We start from the raw sequence: 21357 nt of genomic DNA on the forward strand, positions 1-21357 counted from the left end.
GTCCCCGCGCGGATAGCAAAATCCACACCGCATTCTCGAGAAACCGCGAGTTTTCGAGAATGCGGTGTGGATTTTTCGCCGTACACGCAGGTATTACCCCCACACGGCGTTGAGCACGAGCACTGCTGCGCCGGATACTGCGGCTGCAGCCGGCAGGGTGATAATCCATGCCATGCCGATGGGCTTCATGAGCCGCCAGTTGGCGGATTTGTTGACCACGCCGATACCGAGGATCGCGCCGATCAAGATGTGAGTGGAAGACACCGGCAAGCCGATGACGGATGCGCCCATGACTACCGCTGCGGCGGAAAGTTCAGCTGCGAAGCCGGAGGCAGGGTGCATCTTGGTTAATCCGGTGCCCACGGTGTGGATCACGTAGCGGCCGATGAACCACAAGCCGGCGATCAGTGAGATACCGCAGGTGACCATCAGTGCGGTTGGCACTGCGGCTTTGCCGTTGATGGAGTCGGTGCGGAGGACGTCAAGCACTGCGGAAAATGGTCCGATTGCGTTGGCGATATCGTTCGAACCGTGGGAAAACGCGAAGGCAGAGGCGGTAAATACCTGCATCCAAGAGAACAGCACAAAGGTTGCCCGTGTGAGTTCTTGCTGGCGCAGCAGTCGGGAGAAGATCGAAATGGCCATCCAGACTACTGCGGAGAGCATCACGAGGATAACCACGTTGCCCAAGTTGCTGATATGCAAGTTGAGGTTCTTAAGCCCTTTGAACAGCATCATGGCACCGATAAGGGCGGCGCCTGCAGCAGCCAGCAGCGGCACCCAGTTTTCCAACGCACGGTGGGTGTTTAGGTTGTCGCGTCGGGTATTGATGCGGTACAGGTTGCGGTAGTAGTCAGACTCCAGTTGTTCTGGGTCGAAGTCTGGTTCTTGGATCAAGGCGGCGTCGCGAGTCATGGCGTTGGTGTAGGCCAACTGCTGGATCTCGTTGAGGCGCTCGAAGGAGGCTTTGAAGGATTGGTGCAGCTCAATGCGGTCTGCTTTGATCTGGCGAAGCGCCTCGTCGGCTTCTTCGTTGTAGACCAAAATGTGCTTTTTAATAAAGCCGAAGAGCAACCACGCACAGAGGCCACCAAGTAGTGGCGAAAGCACCCAGGACATCGCGATGCGGCCGATTTCTGCCCATTGCACCATCTCCCAGCCGCCGATTCCTTGGGTAAAGCCCAAGAGCAGCGAGGCACCGACGATACCGCCGACGATGGAGTGCGTGGTGGACACTGGCCAGCCCATCTTGGTGGCCACGAGGAGCCATACTGCGGCTCCGAGGAGCGAGGCCATCATGATGAAGGCGAAGTGTTGGGGGTCGAGGTCGATGGCACCGAGGTCAACGATGCCGGATTTAACTGTGTCGGTGACCTCGCCGCCTGCGAGGACAGCGCCGGATACTTCGAAGATTGCGGCGATCACCAGCGCTTGTTTCATGCTGAGTGTTCCCGCACCCACCGAGGTGCCAAAGGAGTTGGCCACATCGTTGCCGCCGATGTTGAAGGCCATGAATACGCCGAAGGCGATCGTGGTGATCAGCATGGCTTTGTTGGCTTCGGGGCCAACGTATCCCATGGACCATGTGATGAAGAAGATCAGCGCCACTGCGAGCATTCCGCCAAAGGTGAGGTGCCACCATTTGTCGGAGCGCTGATCGAAGGGAGCGCCACTGAGCATCGCGCTGTCCGTCATAGTGCTCAACTTTCTGTTGATTCAAGCAAAAACCTGTTGCTCATATTCCCTCATCAAGGTGAACAGAAAGTTACACGGAGATCGCCTGCACTCGTTTTGTGACTACAGACACATTCTGTTGTACTACTCGTGCTCGCTGTCAACCCCGAAGAGTTAATCCCACACCGGCCACGATGGCGGTGTCCACGAGTCCACATCGTGGTAAGCGATATCACCACGCACCGTCCCATTGTTACCTACGAAGCCATGCGCGAACCGAAAGGAGCACCCCACAAACTCCACATCCACCTGTTCGAATCCCCCGTAGAAATCCTAGGCACTAACGGACACGTCACCACACAAGATGGCACCATCATCCCAGGGCTCTACACCACCGGATGGATCAAACGCGGACCCGTAGGCCTTATCGGCAACACCAAATCCGACGCTAAAGAAACCACCGAAATGCTCATCAACGACTGGGAAACCGGACAACTCACCCCAGCCGACAACCGCGACCCAAATGCCATCTTCGACGTGCTAAAACAACGCGGCATCCCCGTGACCACTTGGGACGGATGGCACGCACTCGATGCCGCAGAACGCGAACTCGGGCAGGCCGAAGGACGCGAACGCAAAAAAATCGTCGAATGGAACGACATGCTCCACCACGCCGTGCTCGCGCCCGTTAGCTTCTAACTAATTAACGACCCAAAAACTTCGCAATAACAGGCATGAAAAATGCCAACAGTCCGGCCAAGCCCAGTCCTGCGATGATCGCCAGAAAGATGTTCGACCTCTGCGGTGAATCTGATTCGGCTGCTGGGGTTAACTTCTCCGATGTCTTGGCAGTGAAGCAGTCGGCTTCCTTCAAAGATGCATAGACCTTGCCAGATTCTGCGTCGCGAAGCGCCTCTTGAGCCTGCTCAAGCTCTGCATCAACGTTGACGTAATTCTTAAGCTGCTGCTCACGAAGTGCGACCTGCTTCTCAGCCTCGCTCTTCGCTACCACAGCCGCGTCATAATCTTTCTTTGCCGAGACAACCTTTTTGGCAAACTCCTCCTGAACCATAACGTCTACCTCATATGGCTCTTTTTGTTTCTTCCGGAGCTCCACCTTCTGAGCTGCCTCATCACGAACCTTCTGAGCTGCTAGGACCGCCTCATCGGCAGCCTTGACGTTAGCCTCTGCCTCCGCGATGATCTCTTTCATAGCATCGTAGACAACTTTGTCGTGTTCATACTGTGCCAATGAACTTTCCGCGTGCGCAATTTGCTTGTGCTTTTCCTGGCGCTCGTAGTCGTTCCAAACATCATCTTTGGTAGCTTGCAGCTCCTTCAGTTTCTGTTCATAATGCTCTGCAATCTGAGCATCAACTTCAAACAGTTTCTGCTGAGACTGACGCTGAGCCAACTTTTCCTGCGCCAGACGCTGGGTTTCCATCGCGGTTGCTAAAGCCTTATCTGCCGAGGCAAGATCCGCTTCCGCAAGTTCTAACAGCTCTTGGAAAGCATCGCGGATTTCCTTATCAGTTCGACGAACGTCGACAGCACCTTGTACACGATCAAGCTCAGACTTTTTTTCTGCAGCCTCAGCGGTTTTAACTTGAAGATCCTGCTGTGCCTCTGCCAGCATTTCTGCATAAGTAGCTGCCACAACCTTGTCACCTTCAGCACGCTTAACTGCCTTGGTAGCTGCGGACCAACGCTGCATCGCTTTCAAAGACTCGGGAGAATTGGTGCAGACGTCTGTGTTCTGCGTTGGGGCAGCTGTCACCACGGCGGTACCGGAAAAACCGACAGCTAACGCCGTTGCTGTGGACACGAATACAAGTTTAAATTTCGGCATGTGTGCATCTCTCATGAGGGGAAAACCACATCGCGCACAAAAACGATGGACGCGACGTGCATCATTTTATAAAGTACTAGGTTTACATCCTTTTTTACTTATTTGTTAGAAAATTAACCATATTCGGGGCTAGACAACGCTAAAATGTCCTATGTTCTGGAGTTTCCGGTGTTGGGCTGGGCGGGAAGTGGGTCGTTGTATGCACAAAACAAGAGCACGAAACCACTACCGCGAAAACCTCCATCACGGGATTTCGAACCCACGAACACGAGAAACAACAACACATACCCCTTAGGGGTGTAGTTACACTCGAATAATGGACACTCGATAAGAAAGGATGATCATCATCATGACGAGGAAGGGGTACATCGCAGAGTACCGGCATCAGGCCACCTAGTTGGTTATCGACACCGACAATCCAATTACTGACGTTGCCCGCGAGCTCGGTTTCCGTGCCGAACTATTAGGCAAAGTGGGTCTAAGCCAAATAAGAACGCACCGAATCGGAAACGAAGAACTGGGTCATGAACTAATATGGCAAGTTGGAGCGGCTTCAAAAAAGTTTACTGGGCTGAAAATTGCCAATGAGTTCATGTGAAAAGAAACAGCCTTCTTCGCATCGAAGGTAAAACGCTTCGAATACATCCATATGTATGGCAGCGAAGAAGCCACACAGCTGGGACAACGACCAAAACATCCCTCTAGAGCGCATGGTCGTGCTGGTGCAGTTTTTTTGGATACGGCTACGCTTGGATAAAGGAATATTTTGACAAGGCTGAAGGAGCTGACGAGAAGGTCGAATACCAGATGCAGCTGCGCCGACGGATGTTCACATCTTGAGAGATACCAGACAGACGGATAAGTCTCCAAGGATGATTAAGGTTTTGCGTTACTGAGATATTGAACCTATTTCGCCATGGTCATGGAGGTGGGCTCTACCACCCCGAGGGCATCGACTCTTAATATCTCTGACCGTGTGAAATGGTTATTTGATACCGGTGTTCGTAACATGCTGTGGATGTCGGATATTACGTATCTATGAAGTCGGGAAGGCTGGCTGTATTTGTGCGTCTTATGCACTCGGTGCAGTGATTCGGTAGCAGGGTGTGGTTGTTGGTGTGTTCTCGTTTCCTCCAGTACGAAACCATGATCACGAATCCGTGATCACGAAAACCCCAGCATCACCATGCCCACACCTAGGCACCGACCATGGGTTTACGTAGTCACGAATACGAAAACACGAAAACCAACCCCACCCCTAGGCACATGCACTCCACCACCCCTGAGGATCAACAGCCCCCAGCCCCTATCCTTGGCGACACCATCTACCCCACAATACTTGCCGAAGACGCAGAAGACTATTTTCGACCCATGCACCTGACCAGTACTGAGTTGGAGTTTATTGATCCTCTCACCGGCCGGCCCCGCTTGTTCACCGGTGCAGTGATCCGGTAGCAGGGGTGGGTTGTTGATGTGTTCTCGTGTGTGGAATCCTTCAGCACGAAATCATGATGACGAAAACCCCTACACCACAAGGCCCACACCCAGGCACCCCACCATGGGTCTACGTAGTCACGAACTCGAGAACACCACCCACACCCCGCCCTGTACCACGTGCATCGCGCACCCCTGAAGATCAACTGCACCCCTGGCCCTAGGATCACCAGCCCCTAAGCCCCAACCCTAGGCAAAAAAAGAGGGGCGCACCCCACCAGGAACACCCCACACAAACACACACATGCGCATATAAAAAAAGTGGGGTTGTGGTCGGTTGAAACACGTTGTTTCAACTAACCACAACCCCATATCATTATTTAAGTTTTAGGTTGGCAGCGACCTACTCTCCCACACCCTCCCAGGTGCAGTACCATCAGCGCAATCGGGCTTAGCTTCCGGGTTCGGAAAGGGACCGGGCGTACCCCCGACACAATAACCACCAACACACACAACCAACCACCCACGGTGACAGGCGTGCCATGCCAGACACTGCACAGCAGACGCAAGCAACACTCATTATCCATTTAAACCATCACCCACAACAAAAAGCGGTGAGATGTTCATAGATGTTTATTTTTTGCTCGTTACACACTGTTATTACTCGGTAAAATTAGTACCAGTCACCTTAACGCATTACTACGCTTCCAGATCTGGCCTATCAACCCCCTAGTCTAGAGGGAACCTCAAAAGAAACCTCATCTCAAAACAGGCTTCCCGCTTAGATGCTTTCAGCGGTTATCCCTCCCGTACGTAGCCAACCAGCCCTGCCACTGGCGTGACAACTGGCACACTAGAGGTACGTCCGTCCCGGTCCTCTCGTACTAGGGACAGCCTTCTTCAAGTTTCAACGCGCGCGGCGGATAGAGACCGAACTGTCTCACGACGTTCTAAACCCAGCTCGCGTGCCGCTTTAATGGGCGAACAGCCCAACCCTTGGGACCTACTCCAGCCCCAGGATGCGACGAGCCGACATCGAGGTGCCAAACCATCCCGTCGATATGGACTCTTGGGGAAGATCAGCCTGTTATCCCCGGGGTACCTTTTATCCGTTGAGCGACACCACTTCCACAAGTAGGTGCCGGATCACTAGTCCCGACTTTCGTCCCTGCTCGACCTGTCAGTCTCACAGTCAAGCTCCCTTGTGCACTTACACTCACCACCTGATTGCCAACCAGGCTGAGGGAACCTTTGGGCGCCTCCGTTACACTTTAGGAGGCAACCGCCCCAGTTAAACTACCCACCAGGCACTGTCCCCAACCCAGATCATGGGCCAAGGTTAAGGTGCTCAATCCGATCAGAGTGGTATTTCAACTTTCGACTCCACAACCACTAGCGTGACCACTTCACAGTCTCCCACCTATCCTACACAAACCGAACCAAACACCAATACCAAGCTATAGTGAAGGTCCCGGGGTCTTTTCGTCCTGCCGCGCGTAACGAGCATCTTTACTCGTACTGCAATTTCACCGGGCCTGTGGTTGAGACAGCAGGGAAGTCGTTACGCCATTCGTGCAGGTCGGAACTTACCCGACAAGGAATTTCGCTACCTTAGGATGGTTATAGTTACCACCGCCGTTTACTGGGGCTTAAATTCTCCGCTTCGGACAACAATGCCCTAACAGGTCCTCTTAACCTTCCAGCACCGGGCAGGCGTCAGTCCGTATACATCAACTTCCACGTTTTCGCACGGACCTGTGTTTTTAATAAACAGTCGCTTCCCTCTATTCTCTGCGACCACCACCAGCTCAACCACGTCGGTCACCAGCAATGGTCCCCCTTCTCCCGAAGTTACGGGGGCAATTTGCCGAGTTCCTTAACCACAGTTCACCCGATCGCCTTAGTATTCTCTACCTGACCACCTGTGTCGGTTATGGGTACGGGCCATATATGCACTCGCTAGAGGCTTTTCTCGACAGTACAGGATCACCAACATCAACCACAAAGGTCTACGCATCACGCCTCACCCAAATATGCGACACGGATTTACCTATGCCACGGGCCACACGCTTACACCACAATCCACTACATGGCTCAGCTACCTCACTGCGTCACCCCATCACTTGGCTACTACCAACGAAGATCCCACGCACATCACCACCAACCACACACAAAGCATGACCAGCAGATCCATGGATGGTTAGTACCACTGATTCACCACTGGGCGCACATACACGGGTACCAGAATATCAACTGGTTATCCATCGACTACGCCTGTCGGCCTCGCCTTAGGTCCCGACTCACCCTGGGAAGATTAGCTTAACCCAGGAACCCTTAGTCATCCGGCGGAAAAGTTTTCCACTTTTCATTCGTTACTCATGCCTGCATTCTCACTCGCACACACTCCACACCATCAAGTCACCCAGGTGCTTCACAGCAGTGCACGACGCTCCCCTACCCAACCAACAAAAAAATTGTTGACTGCCGCGGCTTCGGCGGTGTACTTGAGCCCCACTACATTGTCGGCGCAGAACCACTCGACCAGTGAGCTATTACGCACTCTTTCAAGGATGGCTGCTTCTAAGCCAACCTCCTGGCTGTCTTCGCGATCCCACATCCTTTTCCACTTAGTACACCCTTAGGGGCCTTAACCGGCGATCTGGGCTGTTTCCCTCTCGACCAACGGAGCTTATCCCCCGCAGTCTCACTGCCATGCTTAACATTACCGGCATTCGGAGTTTGGCTGACATTGCTAAGATTGTAGTCCCGCTCAACCAACCAGTAGCTCTACCTCCAGCAAGAAACACACAACGCTGCACCTAAATGCATTTCGGGGAGAACCAGCTATCACGGAGTTTGATTGGCCTTTCACCCCTACCCACAGCTCATCCCCTCAGTTTTCAACCTAAGTGGGTTCGCGCCTCCACAACCTCTTACAGCTGCTTCACACTGGCCATGGGTAGATCACCCCGCTTCGGGTCCAGGACATGCCACTAACAACACCCTCATTAGGATTCGCTTTCGCTACGACTACCCCACACGGGTTAACCTCGCGACATGCCGCTGACTCGCAGGCTCATTCTTCAAAAGGCACGCCATCACCTAACAAAAAGAGGCTCTGACGGATTGTAAGCACACGGTTTCAGGTACTATTTCACTCCCCTCCCGGGGTACTTTTCACCATTCCCTCACGGTACTATCCGCTATCGGTCATCATAAGTATTTAGGCTTACCGGGTGGTCCCGGCAGATTCACAGCAGATTCCACGAGCCCGCTGCTACTCGGGAACATCATCCACTCGCATGCACATGTTTTCACGTACGGGACTCTCACCCACTACGGCAGGCCATTCCAAACCACTTCCGCTAACACACACATCACAAGCGAGGAGCCGGCAGCCTCCTCCAACAACGCCCCACAACACCACACACGCAACCCCTGCCAGGTATCACACGCATACGGTTTAGCCTCATCCACGTTCGTTCGCCACTACTAGCAGAATCATTAATTATTTTCTTCTCCTACGGGTACTGAGATGTTTCACTTCCCCGCGTCACCCCCACACCAGCTATGAATTCACTGATGGGTAACCACACATAACCATGGCCAGGTTTCCCCATTCGGACACCCTCGGATCAACGCTCTATTGGCAACTCCCCGAGGCCTATCGCGGCCTTACACGTCCTTCATCGGCTCATAATGCCAAGGCATCCACCGTGTGCCCTTAACAAACAACACACATGTAACAAACAAAACACCAAGAACAATTAAAGAATAAAGATTACTCGCGTCCACTATACAGTTCTCACACAACACACCAACCACGAAGATCCCATGAAGCACAACCAGCACACAACCAGCCACACCAACACAAAAACCACATGAGTGATCAACCAGAACAACCATGTTGTCCCAGACACCCAACAGCGCACCAACACACAAAAAAAATAAGAACAAACACACGCAACAACAACAAACACAACAACCACAACAGCCCCACACCACACAGCGTGAGAAAAAACCATCATGGGTCACACGCATCCACCCGGATACAAAAAACAAAACAGGCAACAACTGTCACCCAACAATAAAAACTCCTTAGAAAGGAGGTGATCCAGCCGCACCTTCCGGTACGGCTACCTTGTTACGACTTCGTCCCAATCGCCGATCCCACCTTCGACAGCTCCCCCCCACAAGGGTTAGGCCACTGGCTTCGGGTGTTACCAACTTTCATGACGTGACGGGCGGTGTGTACAAGGCCCGGGAACGTATTCACCGCAGCGTTGCTGATCTGCGATTACTAGCGACTCCGACTTCATGGGGTCGAGTTGCAGACCCCAATCCGAACTGAGGCCGGCTTTCAGCGATTCGCTCACCCTCACAGGCTCGCAGCGCGTTGTACCGACCATTGTAGCATGTGTGAAGCCCTGGACATAAGGGGCATGATGATTTGACGTCATCCCCACCTTCCTCCGAGTTAACCCCGGCAGTCTCTCATGAGTCCCCACCATCACGTGCTGGCAACATAAGACAAGGGTTGCGCTCGTTGCGGGACTTAACCCAACATCTCACGACACGAGCTGACGACAACCATGCACCACCTGTATACAGACCACAAGGGAAAACGTATCACTACGCCGATCCTGCATATGTCAAGCCCAGGTAAGGTTCTTCGCGTTGCATCGAATTAATCCACATGCTCCGCCGCTTGTGCGGGCCCCCGTCAATTCCTTTGAGTTTTAGCCTTGCGGCCGTACTCCCCAGGCGGGGCGCTTAATGCGTTAGCTACGGCACGAAAGTCGTGGAAGACCCTCACACCTAGCGCCCACCGTTTACGGCATGGACTACCAGGGTATCTAATCCTGTTCGCTCCCCATGCTTTCGCTCCTCAGCGTCAGTTACTGCCCAGAGACCTGCCTTCGCCATCGGTGTTCCTCCTGATATCTGCGCATTCCACCGCTACACCAGGAATTCCAGTCTCCCCTACAGCACTCAAGTTATGCCCGTATCGCCTGCACGCCCGAAGTTAAGCCCCGGAATTTCACAGACGACGCGACAAACCACCTACGAGCTCTTTACGCCCAGTAATTCCGGACAACGCTCGCACCCTACGTATTACCGCGGCTGCTGGCACGTAGTTAGCCGGTGCTTCTTATCTAGGTACCGTCACAAAAGCTTCGTCCCTAGCGAAAGAGGTTTACAACCCGAAGGCCGTCATCCCCCACGCGGCGTCGCTGCATCAGGCTTGCGCCCATTGTGCAATATTCCCCACTGCTGCCTCCCGTAGGAGTCTGGGCCGTATCTCAGTCCCAATGTGGCCGTCCACCCTCTCAGGCCGGCTACCCGTCGACGCCTTGGTAGGCCATTACCCCACCAACAAGCTGATAGGCCGCGGGCTCATCTCGTACCGAAAAACTTTCCACCACACACACTAAAGCATGGTCCTATCCAGTATTAGACCCAGTTTCCCAGGCTTATCCCGAAGTACGAGGCAGATCACCCACGTGTTACTCACCCGTTCGCCACTCGAGTACCTAGCAAGCTAGGCCTTTCCGTTCGACTTGCATGTGTTAAGCACGCCGCCAGCGTTCGTCCTGAGCCAGGATCAAACTCTCCATAAAAAATCAGTCAAAAGACCAACCCTTCAAGCTGGAACGAGTCCAACCAACTGGCTAAAAACCACCACAAACAACACACAATTGTTTGCAACTGGCAAAATAAAAAATTAATGATTTGCTCTATCAAAAACGTGGCCATCATCCCTTGACGGGGAAAAATAACAATGACCACCAACACAACAATTCACAACAACCATCATGTTATTTACAAGCCATGGCACACTTGCCGGCCGTATGACAACATCACGTTCATCATCATTGCATGTATCTTTATTCCTATACCGATCCCCACCCACAATAAGGATGGGAACCACAAGTACATTGGCACACTATTGAGTTCTCAAACAACACAATCACACCACCACACACCACCATGAAACAATGATGCTCGGTGAAGAATTACGTGTATTTTTGTCGACCAGCGTGTTTTCCCACTACCTGCTCTCACTTATGTGAGGGGCGGTGTCGGTCGCGGCGACTTGATTAAATGTACACACCACGACCTGTTGACACAAACCCACAGGTCACAACAGGTTTTTAACATTGAAGAAAGGAAAACACCCTGCGGGATACGTCGATAAGCGGGCAATCCCGCGAAAACTGTACTGGTTATAACAGGCGCTGGGTTTATTGCGGCCGTAACTTAGACTTTTGCGTAGTTCTATAAAGGCATTCGAGGAACCCCTACTGAAAGGTGCACCATCGTTATGGACGCGCGTCTTGCCATTCGCCGCTCACCCAACTTCCGCGACGAGGAGCGCGCGCTACTGCGTTCCCTCAACAACTTAGAAGGCGCCCCCCTCACCGACGTCCAGATCATCAATGTCTACGACGTCTTCGACGCCACCGAAGCAGACATCACCGCCCTAACAAACTCCGTAGTCAGCGACCCCAAGGTGGACACCGTACTTACTACAGCTGAGCTCGACACCATCGTCGAACAAGCACCAGCTCATCTCGCGGTCGAACCACTACCTGGCCAATACGACCAGCGCGCCGACGCAGCCGAACAAGCACTACGACTGCTCAACCCCCACACCAACGCACGTGTAACCTCCGGCGAGCTTTATATCTTCAGCGACCTAACCGAAGAGGCATTCGCCAACATCCGCGACTACCTGATCAACCCCGTCGAAGCAGGCGAGAAAAACCTCGATGTACTGCGCGCACCATCCATGGGTAACATCGCCCCACTCAAGCAATACCCAGATTTCCTTGAGCTCGACGACGCTGGCTTGAGCGCATTGCTGGCCAGCGAAGGCATGGCCATGAGCTTGGCGGACCTGAAGCTTATTCAAGAATACTTCCGCACCGAAGGCCGCACCCCCACCGAGGTGGAACTGGCAGCACTGGACACCTACTGGTCCGATCACTGCCGCCACACCACCTTTAACACCGAGCTGAGGGAGATCACCAACTCCAGCAGTCGTTACGGTGCACAGCTCGACCGCGCACTGAAGCGTTACGACGAACTCCGCGAAGCCAACGGTCGCGCCCATAAGCCACGCACCCTCATGGACTTGGGCACCATCATGGGCCGTGAGCTGCGTCGCAACGGAACCATGACCGATCAAGAAGTCAGCGAAGAAATCAACGCCTGCTCCGTATACGTTGACGTGGACACCCCAGAAGGTGACAAGCCTTGGCTGCTGATGTTCAAAAACGAAACCCACAACCACCCCACCGAAATCGAACCATTCGGTGGCGCATCCACCTGCCTCGGTGGCGCAATCCGCGACCCACTATCCGGTCGCTCCTGGGTTTACCAAGCAATGCGCATCTCCGGCGCCGGTGACATCAACACCCCACGCACCGAAACGATCGACGGCAAACTCCCGCAGGCAGACATCAGTGCCCGCGCAACCCACGGCTACTCCAGCTACGGCAACCAGATCGGTCTGGCAACCACCAGCGTCCGCGAACTGATTCACCCAGGTTACGTCGCCAAGCACATGGAACTCGGCGCCGTTGTGGCAGCCGCACCACAAGAAAACGTCAAGCGCCTAGAGCCTCAACCAGGCGACGTAGTGATCATCCTCGGTGGCCGCACCGGACGCGACGGCGTGGGCGGAGCCACCGGCTCCTCCAAAGCACACGACGAAGAATCCTTGGCACGCTCGGGTGCAGAAGTCCAAAAGGGCAACCCCGTCAACGAACGCAAGATCCAACGCCTGTTCCGCCGACCAGAAATCGCCCAAATGATCGTGCGCTGCAATGACTTCGGCGCAGGTGGCGTGTCCGTCGCAGTCGGCGAACTCACCGACAGCATCGACATCCACCTCGATCGCGTACCACTGAAATACGCCGGCCTCAACGCCCGCGAAATCGCCATCTCCGAGTCCCAGGAACGCATGGCAGTCGTCGTGCGCCCAGAAGACGTAGCCGCCTTCATTGAAGCAGCCGCAACCGAAAACATCGAGGCAGTAGAGCTCGCCACCGTCACCGACAGCGGACGCCTACGCATGTTCCTCGGCAAGGACCTAGTCCTCGACCTCTCCCGCGAATTCCTCGAAACCAACGGCGCAGCACGCTCCCAGAGCGTAGAAATGCGCGATGCAGGAGACGTCGAAAAGCCTGCTCAGCCAGCAACCATCCTCGAATCCTTGACCCGCCACGGCTCCCAAGAAGGCATGGTCGAACAATTCGACGCCACCGTCGGACGCTCCACCGTACTCATGCCATACGGCGGCCGCACCCAAAAAACCGACGAACTCGCATCCGTACAAACCTTCCCAGTACCAGGCGGATCCCACACCGCATCGGTCATGACCTACGGATTCAGCCCAGAGCTCGCCGACGTCTCCCCCTACCTCATGGGCTCCTACTCCGTCGTCGAAGCACTCAGCCGACTCGTCGCCACCGGTGCCAACGCACGCGGCGCATGGCTGTCCGTCCAAGAATACTTCCAGCGCCTCGACCAAAAACCCGAACTCTGGGGCGAAGTAACCCAGGCACTCCTGGGCCTTCTTGAAGCACAAGACGCCTTCGAAGTAGCTGCCATCGGCGGCAAGGACTCCATGAGCGGCACCTACGGCGATGACCTGCACGTTCCCGCAACGCTGGTCACCTTCGCAGTCGCCACCATGGACGCACGACGCACCCTCAGCGCCGCCATCCCAAGCGGCGAATTCGACGTCTACCACCTCGCCCACACCCCGCTGGAAACCGGCGAAGCCAACTACGAGCAACTCCGCGCCAACTTCGACGCCTTCCATGAGCTCGCCGCCACCGGCACCCTCTCGGCAGCCTCCCCCATCATCCCAAGTGGGCTCGGCGCCACCATCGTGAACATGCTGCTCGGCAACGAACTCGGATTCCAAGGTAGCGCCACCACCAACGCAGCCCTCGGCGGCCTCGTATTCGCGGTCCCAGCCGGCACCGCAGTCGAGCTTGCCGACGCCCAACTCATCGGTCACACCAACCCATCCGGCGAGATCGCCTTCGGCGAAGAAACCTTCACCATCGCCCAAGCACTCGACACCCTAGAGCGCGACTACCGCGAGGTCTACCCCCTCAACGTAACCACCGCAGACGTAGAGGCCCTCCCAGATTTTGCAACCGCCCTACCCACGGCAGACTCGGATTCTGAAGAAGCCAACGCCTCCGCCGGTGACAAAGCCGTACACGTGTTGCTGCCAGTATTCCCAGGTACTAACTCCGAATACGACATGGCAGAGGCCTTCGAAGCAGCAGGTGCCACCACCGAATTCCACATCATCCGAAACCTCAACTCGGAGATGCTGGCTGCTGACACAGAAGCATTCATCACCAAGCTGCAATCCGCCAACATCCTGGCATTCTCCGGCGGATTCTCCCTCGGCGACGAACCAGACGGCTCCGCGAAATTCATGGCAGCCTTCCTACGCTCCGACGCCGTAGCCGCAGCGGTCAAGGACTTCGTGGCTCGCGACGGCCTCGTCCTCGGAATCTGCAACGGCTTCCAAGCACTGGTCAAGAGCGGATTCCTCCCATACGGCGACCCTGCCAAGATGACCGCAGAATCCCCAACCTTGGCACACAACCGCCAACTGCGACACGTCTCACGCATCGCCACCACTCGCGTCAGCTCCGTAGCCTCCCCATGGCTGAGCACCTTCACCCCAGGCCAGCAGCACCTCATGCCGGTTTCTCACGGCGAAGGCCGCTTCGTGGTATCCGAAACGGAAGCCCAAGCACTGTTTAGCGCAGGTCAGGTAGCATTCCAGTATGTGGATGCCGACGGCACCCCCACCATGGAAGCACCTGCGAACCCCAACGGATCCAACTACGCCATCGAGGGCATCATCTCCCCAGATGGTCGCATCCTTGGCAAGATGGGTCACCCCGAGCGCTTCCGCGACGGCCTCATGCGCAACATTCCTGGTATGGAGGTCCAAGACATCTTCGCTAACGCGGTGAACTACTGCCGTAAGAGTCAACGCTAGCGCCGTCGATATTCATCGGTCCGGCGAGTTTGGCACCATTGTGGTGGTGCTACCCAACTCGCCGGACCGATTTTACTAGCTCAGGCCCACAATCTGGGCTACGCATTCCCCTAGTGCGGCGGCCCGGCCACGTGCGGCGTCGTGCCACTTGGCGGCTGCGGATTCATCTGTGCGCCGGTGAGGATGACCTGCATCAGTGCATTCTGAATACCAATCATGCGAACGACGCGGGAGACACCGCCGCCGCCTGGCAAAAGGGCGAGGGTGACCTCTGGCAGGCCGATCTTGGAGCCGCGGGCATCGGCGGCAATGCGGTGGTTAGCTGCGAGAGCGACCTCGAGACCGCCGCCGAGAGCTGCACCGTTGATGACTGCCACGATTGGAACCGGTAGTTTCTCCAAGCGGAGGGACTCCTTCATGTGCTCAACCATGGTGAACATGGCTTCCGCGTCGGCCTCGGTGGCCTTGGACATCTGCTTGATGTCGCCACCTGCGAAGAAGGTCTTTTTCGCGGGGGTGATGATAATGCCCGTGATACCGGATTCCCCGCCAGCGACGCACAGCGAGATAAGGCCGTAGCGTCCGCTGATGCGGTGCAGTTCGTCGATAGCAGCGCCGGTGATCATCGCGCCGGTCGCACCCAGTGGGTGGCCCATTGCCATAGCGCCACCTTTGATGTTGAGCTTTTCGTAGTCAATGCCCAGGTTCTGCTGTGCATGCTTCACGACGGCTGCGAAAGCCTCGTTAATCTCCCAGACATCAATGTCATCGACAGTCAGGTTTGCTTTCGCGAGTGCTTCGCGAACAGCTGGCTCGACACCGTTGACGGCGGTGACGACGATGCGTGCGCGTGGGATCAGTCCCATATCCGCGCCTGCCTTCTCGGAACCGATGAGAGTCAGGGCAGCGCCGTCGACAATGCCGGAAGAATTACCGGCGTGGTGGACGTGGTTGATGGTCTCAAGCTGTGGGTATTTCTTCAGTGCAACAGCGTCGAAGCTGCCCTGCTCACCCATCATGGTGAAGACAGCGCGCAGGCCGGCCAGCGACTCGGCGGAGACACCTTCGCGGAGGTTTCATCGCGGTCGAGGATGGTCAGGCCGTTGGCGTCCTTAACTGGAACGACGGAGCGGTCGAAGCTGCCCTCCGACCAAGCCTTAGCTGCGCGAGCATGGGAGAGCACCGCCATCGGACATCATTGGTACGCGGGACATGGACTCCACGCCGCCGGCGAGAACAAGTTCGTCCATGCCAGAGCGGACCTTTTGATCTGCTAGGTTGATGGCGGATAGGCCGGCGGCGCAGAAACGGTTAATCTGCACGCCGCCGGTGTGGTAAGGCGGCGAGCGGTCAAAGCTGCGGTTCACACGATGTCTGCGCCCTGGTCGCCAACTGGGGAGACACAACGATGAGGCCGCTAATGCGCTCCTCGTCTAGACCGGGAAAACGGTTACGGATTTCGTCGATAAGCCCGACGAGCAGTGAAACCGGACGGACCTCATGGAGAGAGCCGTCTTTCTTGCCCTTGCCGCGCGGGGTACGAATTGCCTCGTAAATGAAGGCTTCGCCGCCTAGCTGGATGGTGACGGAGGTCATGTGTGTTCTTACCTCACAAATTCAACGGAGAGTGTTGCATATCACTCTTGATACGTTGTGTGTCACTCTATAACGAGCGGCGAATTGGCGGGGTTGATTTATAGGGTAATGGGGCGAAAATGACTTTTAGGGCGTCTTTGAACTGCGGGAACGCAGGAAACCGAGGGTAATTACATAAGTATTTGGGATGCGGTGTGCTTGCTTGGGGCGGGCGTGGGGATGCGTATTTCTAACCCTTGTGCAACGTTGCTCGCCTTTTCAGCCCTAGTTGGTCCACACTGTGCAGCCATTCGGCACGCGATTCGACTCGTGGTACCAGCATTGAGGTTGGCCGACTCCCTTCACCTTTCGCCAAGAAGTATTGACTAACGGTGGTGCTACTTACGCCTGAAGACGCATCGGGATCAAGAACTGCGCCTGTTAAGTCAGCGTGCATTAACAACGCTCCACGAAAATCGGACTCGCTGAGAATCGCGTGTGTAAAATCTGCGCCGGTAAAATCTGCCGACTTTAGGTTGGCCTAGGCCAGCATGGAACCCCGAAACGAACATCCTCGGCACACGCTTCCTTCAAGATTGATGTCTGTCAGGTCATAATCCACGATTCAGGCATTGCTCTATACATTAGCCACCTCCAAAACATTTCTGCGTTCAATCCGATAAGGCTGTCTTCCTGCAGAGCTTTCACACGGTGATTAGTCTGCTGGCTGGTGATATCTAGTTCCCACCCGAAGGTTTGCTACCCCTTCGCCGCTTGGCCCCGCTTCCAATATCCCATGAAGGACACCTGCTTCCTCGGAACCTGGTGTTCCTTCACCAGCAATCGCCGCATCCGAATCACTGCCGACGACTCACCCGCAATCCAAAAGTAGGTGCCCTTAAAGGGACTCTCGCTGTGGCTTGTGTCCAGCGCCTCACCCGCCCGTGAGAAGCTCGGCGTCTCCCACACCATAAGGCTCGGATCGTATTCGCTTGCCGACGCAGCATCCTCGGCCATCTGCTCCGCCCCAACATCTGACAGCGGCTCTTGTGAATCTACCTGCAACTCATTACGGACAAATTTCTCCAGACTGGTGTACAACAGTTCTCCCGAAGCTCCGCGTCCGTCGCCGTCGCCATTGGCGGCCGCTTTACGTCGCAAACTCTCGGACAGCTGTCTATCGGCCTCGTCGACCTCTCTCGCTAGCCACTGCACTGTAACCCCAGGTGGCACTTCCAATTCTTGTGCGTCGTCCAAGCACGGAATCTCAATAAACACATCCCCGCGCACGTCCTCCGGCCATTCCTCCAACGTCTTCGCAATCGCAGGAAGGGCAGTCTCATCGCCGAGCATCACGACACGACTGCTAGCATCAGGCACGAACTCGATGCCACCGCCAGAATCGTCGTCGCGCGGTGGCGCGATGATAAGTAGTTCATCACCGACCTCGGCATTCGTGGCCCATGTCGACGCTGGCCCAGCGGCATCAGGGTGTAGGACAAAGTCAATGTCGAGTTCATCGGGCGCGTTGTTGGGCAGGTTGCGTCGGAAAGCGCGGATTGAATAGGTGCGGGCGTGCCCACGCGTCTCCGGATCGAGGTCCTTCCAGGTAGTGAACCAATTCTCTTCGGGCAAGTCAGGCAGCTGTCCACTAGTCGGGATGATGACCTTGATACGGACATCACGAATGATGTCCTTTGGGCCGACATTCTCGACGCCGTGAAGCGTGACTCGCTGGAAATGCGGGGAAATCTGCTGCGCACGAGCGACGCGAACGCGATGCGGACGATGTGCCATAGAAGTTCCTTAATCTAGTGAGTTACTTACGTCTGTTGAGCTGCTTAAATCTCATGGACTAGTTGCGTGTGATGACGGCCGATGGGAGTCACCGTCGGCAGCCCTGACACAGGATCGGTAATAACGAGCGATTCGAGGTCAAACGCCTCGCGGGTGAGGTCTTGCGTGAGCACGTCGACGGGCCTGCCCACCGAATGCAAGCGACCATCGCGCATAGCTACGAGGTTGTCGGAGTAGCGGGCGGCCAAATTCAGGTCGTGCAGCACCATGATGATGGTGGTGCCACGACGTTGATTGAGGTCGGTCAGTAAATCCAGGACTTCTAACTGGTGTTTCAAGTCGAGGTAGGTGGTCGGTTCGTCGAGGAGCAATACGTCGGTCTGCTGCGCGAGCGCCATCGCAATCCATACGCGCTGCCGCTGGCCGCCGGAAAGCTCTTCGATGCTCCGATCTGCCAATTCCGCCACCTGGGTGGACGCCATCGCTTCGGCGACGATGTCGTAGTCGGACGCAGTCCACCTACCCAAAATTCCCTGGTAAGGCGTGCGGCCTCGCCCTACCAGGTCAGCGACGGTGATTCCATCGGGCTCAACCGGTGTCTGCGGAAGTAGCCCGAGCCGCTTTGCCAACTCGCGCGAAGAATAGGCTCCCAGCGGCTTGCCATTCAGCTCAACGGAACCGGCTGTAGGCCGAATCAACCTCGCCAGGGTCCGCAGAAACGTAGACTTGCCGCAACCATTCGGCCCGACAATCGACGTAATCTTGCCGGACTCAAACGATAGGGTTACATCTTTCACAATGGGATCTACCCCATACCCAGAAGAAAGAGAACGGGAAGTGAGTTGAGCGGACAAAGTGAGTAACTCCTTGGTTCGAGGTAGTAGTGACAGCAACACATTGCACAGCTAGCGCGAGGTTTTAATGAGCAGATAGACCAGAAACGGCGCACCGAGCGCGCCAGTAATAACGCCCACCGGATATCGCGTGCCGACGAGATACTGTCCAGCTAAATCTGCAGCAAGCACCAAGAACGCGCCGATCAGTCCCGAGGGCACAATAAGATTCGCGCCGGGGGAGAACACTCGCATCGCGATCGGCCCCGCCATGAATGCGACAAACGAGATTGGACCGGTCGCGGCTGTCGCAACGGCGATGAGCATGACCGCACCGACAATCAGAGCTCCGCGCAGCAGGTTTACCCGGAGACCGAGTGAGGTCGCGATGTCGTCGCCAAGCTCTAGAATCGACAGCCTATGCGCGCCAACCAGCAGCAGCGCCACCACTACCAAAACAGTAATGACCAGTGGAAACCCGCGTTCCCACGACATATTGTTTAGCGATCCGGTCAGCCAGCGCGTAGCCGTCGGTAGATCCCACGCGGAAGCCTTAGATAATACGTATGTAGTCCATGCCTGCAGCATCGCTGCAATGCCGATGCCTGTCAGAATCAGGCGCGTGCCCGTGAATCCAGACTTCAGCGCCAGCATGTAGGTCAGGCCCGCCACGCTTAACGACGCCACCAGCGCCACCGTCGACACGATCGCCTGCGACGCGTGAAATATCACAATCATGGTGGCACCTGCAGCGGCGGCACCAGCAGAAATGCCAATAATGTCCGGTGAGGCCAGCTGGTTTCGCAGCATCGTTTGGAAGATGATTCCCGAGACACCAAATGCGAATCCAGCCACGATAGCAATCGTCGCGCGTGGCAGGCGCAATTCACCCACCGTGAAAGATGCGCCGGGGACGGTATCGCCGAGGATGACGCTGGTGACGTCGGCAAGCGAATAGAACGAGTCCCCGAACATGAGGCTGGCAAGCCACAATACGATCGTACTGATGGTCAGCACAGCTAACGTGAGCGCAAAGCGAACCCTGGCGCGGCCCCGCTGCTTCTTGATGATGGCTGCGAGCTTGGTTACTCGGCTTCGCGAGTCGGTTTCTGTGGCGAGGTGTGTCATAGTTCGCGCATCCTTGTCTGTCGCACAATCCAGATGAACAGTGGCGCGCCGAGGAACGGCATGATAATGCCGACGGCGATCTCGGAGGAGCCTTCAAGGAGGCGTCCTGCGGTGTCTGCGAGTGTCAGCAATACGGCGCCTGCCAGCGCACTTGCTGGGATTAGGATGCGGTGGTCCGTGCCGAGCAGTAGGCGCAGGACGTGCGGGACGATTAGCCCGACGAAGGCAATCGGGCCGGTGACGGCCGTGGCGGTTCCGCAAAGCAAGACTGCGCCGAACGTGACCAAGATCCGCGTGCGAGTGAGGTTAATGCCCAAGCTGGTGGCGACATCATCGCCGAGGGACAGGGCGTTAAGGCCACTGCTGGTGAGAAACACTATGGCGAAGCCGAGCCCAAGCAGCGGCAGCGCCACCGCGAGCGATTCCCACTGCGCACCGCTAACGGAACCAATCTGCCAATTGCGGAACTCGTCCATGACATTGGCTCGGGGCAACAGGATGGCGCTGGTCAAGCTGGACAAAGCGGCAGCCGTGGCAGCACCGGAAAGCGCGAGCTTGAGCGGTGTGGCGCCGCCGCGACCAATCGAGCCAACGCTGTAGACAAACACCGCAGCAGCGAAAGCGCCCGCCGACGCAATAAGCATGATCGGAAGCGTGCGACTGACGTTAAAGAACGTAAGGCTGATGACCACTGCAAGAGACGCGCCCGCAAGAACACCGAAGATTCCAGGGTCTGCCAGTGGATTTCGTGTCACAGCCTGGAAAGCGGTGCCTGAGGTAGCGAGTGCCGCACCCGCGCAGAGCGCCAGTAGCGTGCGTGGAATACGAGTCCACGCTGCAGCTTCACCGGCGGTGTCGGTAGCACCACCGAGCGCCGATAGAGCTTCGGCCGGTGTAATGCTGCGAACGCCGAACATGACCGACAACACCACTGCCACCAGCACAAGTGCCAAAAGTACAACAAATACAGTTGACTTGGCGCTGTTGGGCTTCGGCTTGTTCGGCGTTGTATGGACTCTGGTTGT

10 protein-coding genes, 3 rRNA genes and 2 pseudogenes are annotated in these 21357 nt (G+C 55.9%); 3 read left to right on the plus strand and 12 right to left on the minus strand.

Features of this window, described 5'->3' with window-relative positions:
• Positions 1-93: 93 nt before the first annotated feature.
• Positions 94-1695, minus strand: a complete 1602-nt coding sequence (locus AT687_RS10345; RefSeq protein ID WP_014307430.1) for an inorganic phosphate transporter — start codon at positions 1693-1695, stop codon at positions 94-96.
• Positions 1696-1938: 243 nt separating this feature from the next.
• Here AT687_RS10345 and AT687_RS10350 point away from each other — a divergent pair.
• Positions 1939-2373 (plus strand): annotated as a pseudogene (locus tag AT687_RS10350) (hypothetical protein); the annotation flags it as partial.
• 4 nt (positions 2374-2377) lie between these two features.
• Here AT687_RS10350 and AT687_RS10355 read toward each other — a convergent pair.
• A complete protein-coding gene (locus AT687_RS10355) occupies positions 2378-3499 on the minus strand; it encodes a serine/threonine protein kinase (RefSeq protein WP_227889246.1) in 1122 nt (373 codons plus the stop codon).
• Positions 3500-4789: 1290 nt separating this feature from the next.
• Between AT687_RS10355 and AT687_RS10365 the strand changes: the two genes are divergently transcribed.
• Positions 4790-4978, plus strand: coding sequence for a hypothetical protein (locus tag AT687_RS10365; RefSeq protein WP_227889247.1), 189 nt, complete (start codon positions 4790-4792; stop codon positions 4976-4978).
• A gap of 369 nt (positions 4979-5347) precedes the next feature.
• Here AT687_RS10365 and rrf read toward each other — a convergent pair.
• The 3 genes from rrf to AT687_RS10380 form a co-directional block, all read right to left on the minus strand.
• Positions 5348-5464 (minus strand): 5S ribosomal RNA (gene rrf, locus AT687_RS10370).
• Positions 5465-5609: 145 nt separating this feature from the next.
• A 23S ribosomal RNA gene (locus tag AT687_RS10375) occupies positions 5610-8695 on the minus strand.
• A gap of 364 nt (positions 8696-9059) precedes the next feature.
• Positions 9060-10578 (minus strand): 16S ribosomal RNA (locus AT687_RS10380).
• Together the 16S, 23S and 5S rRNA genes form the textbook arrangement of a ribosomal RNA operon.
• 704 nt (positions 10579-11282) lie before the next feature.
• Here AT687_RS10380 and AT687_RS10385 point away from each other — a divergent pair.
• Positions 11283-14999: a phosphoribosylformylglycinamidine synthase gene (locus tag AT687_RS10385; protein ID WP_014319440.1), complete on the plus strand. Its 3717-nt coding sequence runs from the start codon at positions 11283-11285 to the stop codon at positions 14997-14999.
• A gap of 110 nt (positions 15000-15109) precedes the next feature.
• On the opposite strand, the gene AT687_RS13205 is transcribed toward AT687_RS10385, so the two are convergent.
• The 7 genes and pseudogenes from AT687_RS13205 to AT687_RS10420 all read right to left on the minus strand — a co-directional run bounded on the left by AT687_RS13205 (position 15110) and on the right by AT687_RS10420 (position 21249).
• On the minus strand, positions 15110-15535 hold the full coding sequence (locus AT687_RS13205) for an enoyl-CoA hydratase/isomerase family protein (protein ID WP_269146889.1): 426 nt from the start codon (positions 15533-15535) through the stop codon (positions 15110-15112).
• Positions 15521-16595 (minus strand): annotated as a pseudogene (locus AT687_RS13210) (thiolase family protein); the annotation flags it as partial. The pseudogene AT687_RS13210 and the gene AT687_RS13205, both read right to left, overlap by 15 nt.
• 229 nt (positions 16596-16824) lie before the next feature.
• Positions 16825-17067: a hypothetical protein gene (locus AT687_RS13585; protein WP_080571315.1), complete on the minus strand. Its 243-nt coding sequence runs from the start codon at positions 17065-17067 to the stop codon at positions 16825-16827.
• 266 nt (positions 17068-17333) lie between these two features.
• Positions 17334-18371, minus strand: coding sequence for a siderophore-interacting protein (locus AT687_RS10405; RefSeq protein ID WP_014302459.1), 1038 nt, complete (start codon positions 18369-18371; stop codon positions 17334-17336).
• A 44-nt stretch (positions 18372-18415) separates the two neighbouring features.
• Positions 18416-19225: an ABC transporter ATP-binding protein gene (locus AT687_RS10410; protein WP_014319444.1), complete on the minus strand. Its 810-nt coding sequence runs from the start codon at positions 19223-19225 to the stop codon at positions 18416-18418.
• A 51-nt stretch (positions 19226-19276) separates the two neighbouring features.
• Positions 19277-20332, minus strand: a complete 1056-nt coding sequence (locus tag AT687_RS10415) for a FecCD family ABC transporter permease (protein ID WP_014302461.1) — start codon at positions 20330-20332, stop codon at positions 19277-19279.
• A complete protein-coding gene (locus AT687_RS10420) occupies positions 20329-21249 on the minus strand; it encodes a FecCD family ABC transporter permease (protein ID WP_014319445.1) in 921 nt (306 codons plus the stop codon). Before AT687_RS10420 ends, AT687_RS10415 begins: the two co-directional genes overlap by 4 nt.
• Positions 21250-21357: the final 108 nt, after the last annotated feature.

The organism is Corynebacterium diphtheriae (assembly GCF_001457455.1).
Classification (GTDB): Bacteria; Actinomycetota; Actinomycetes; order Mycobacteriales; family Mycobacteriaceae; genus Corynebacterium; species Corynebacterium diphtheriae.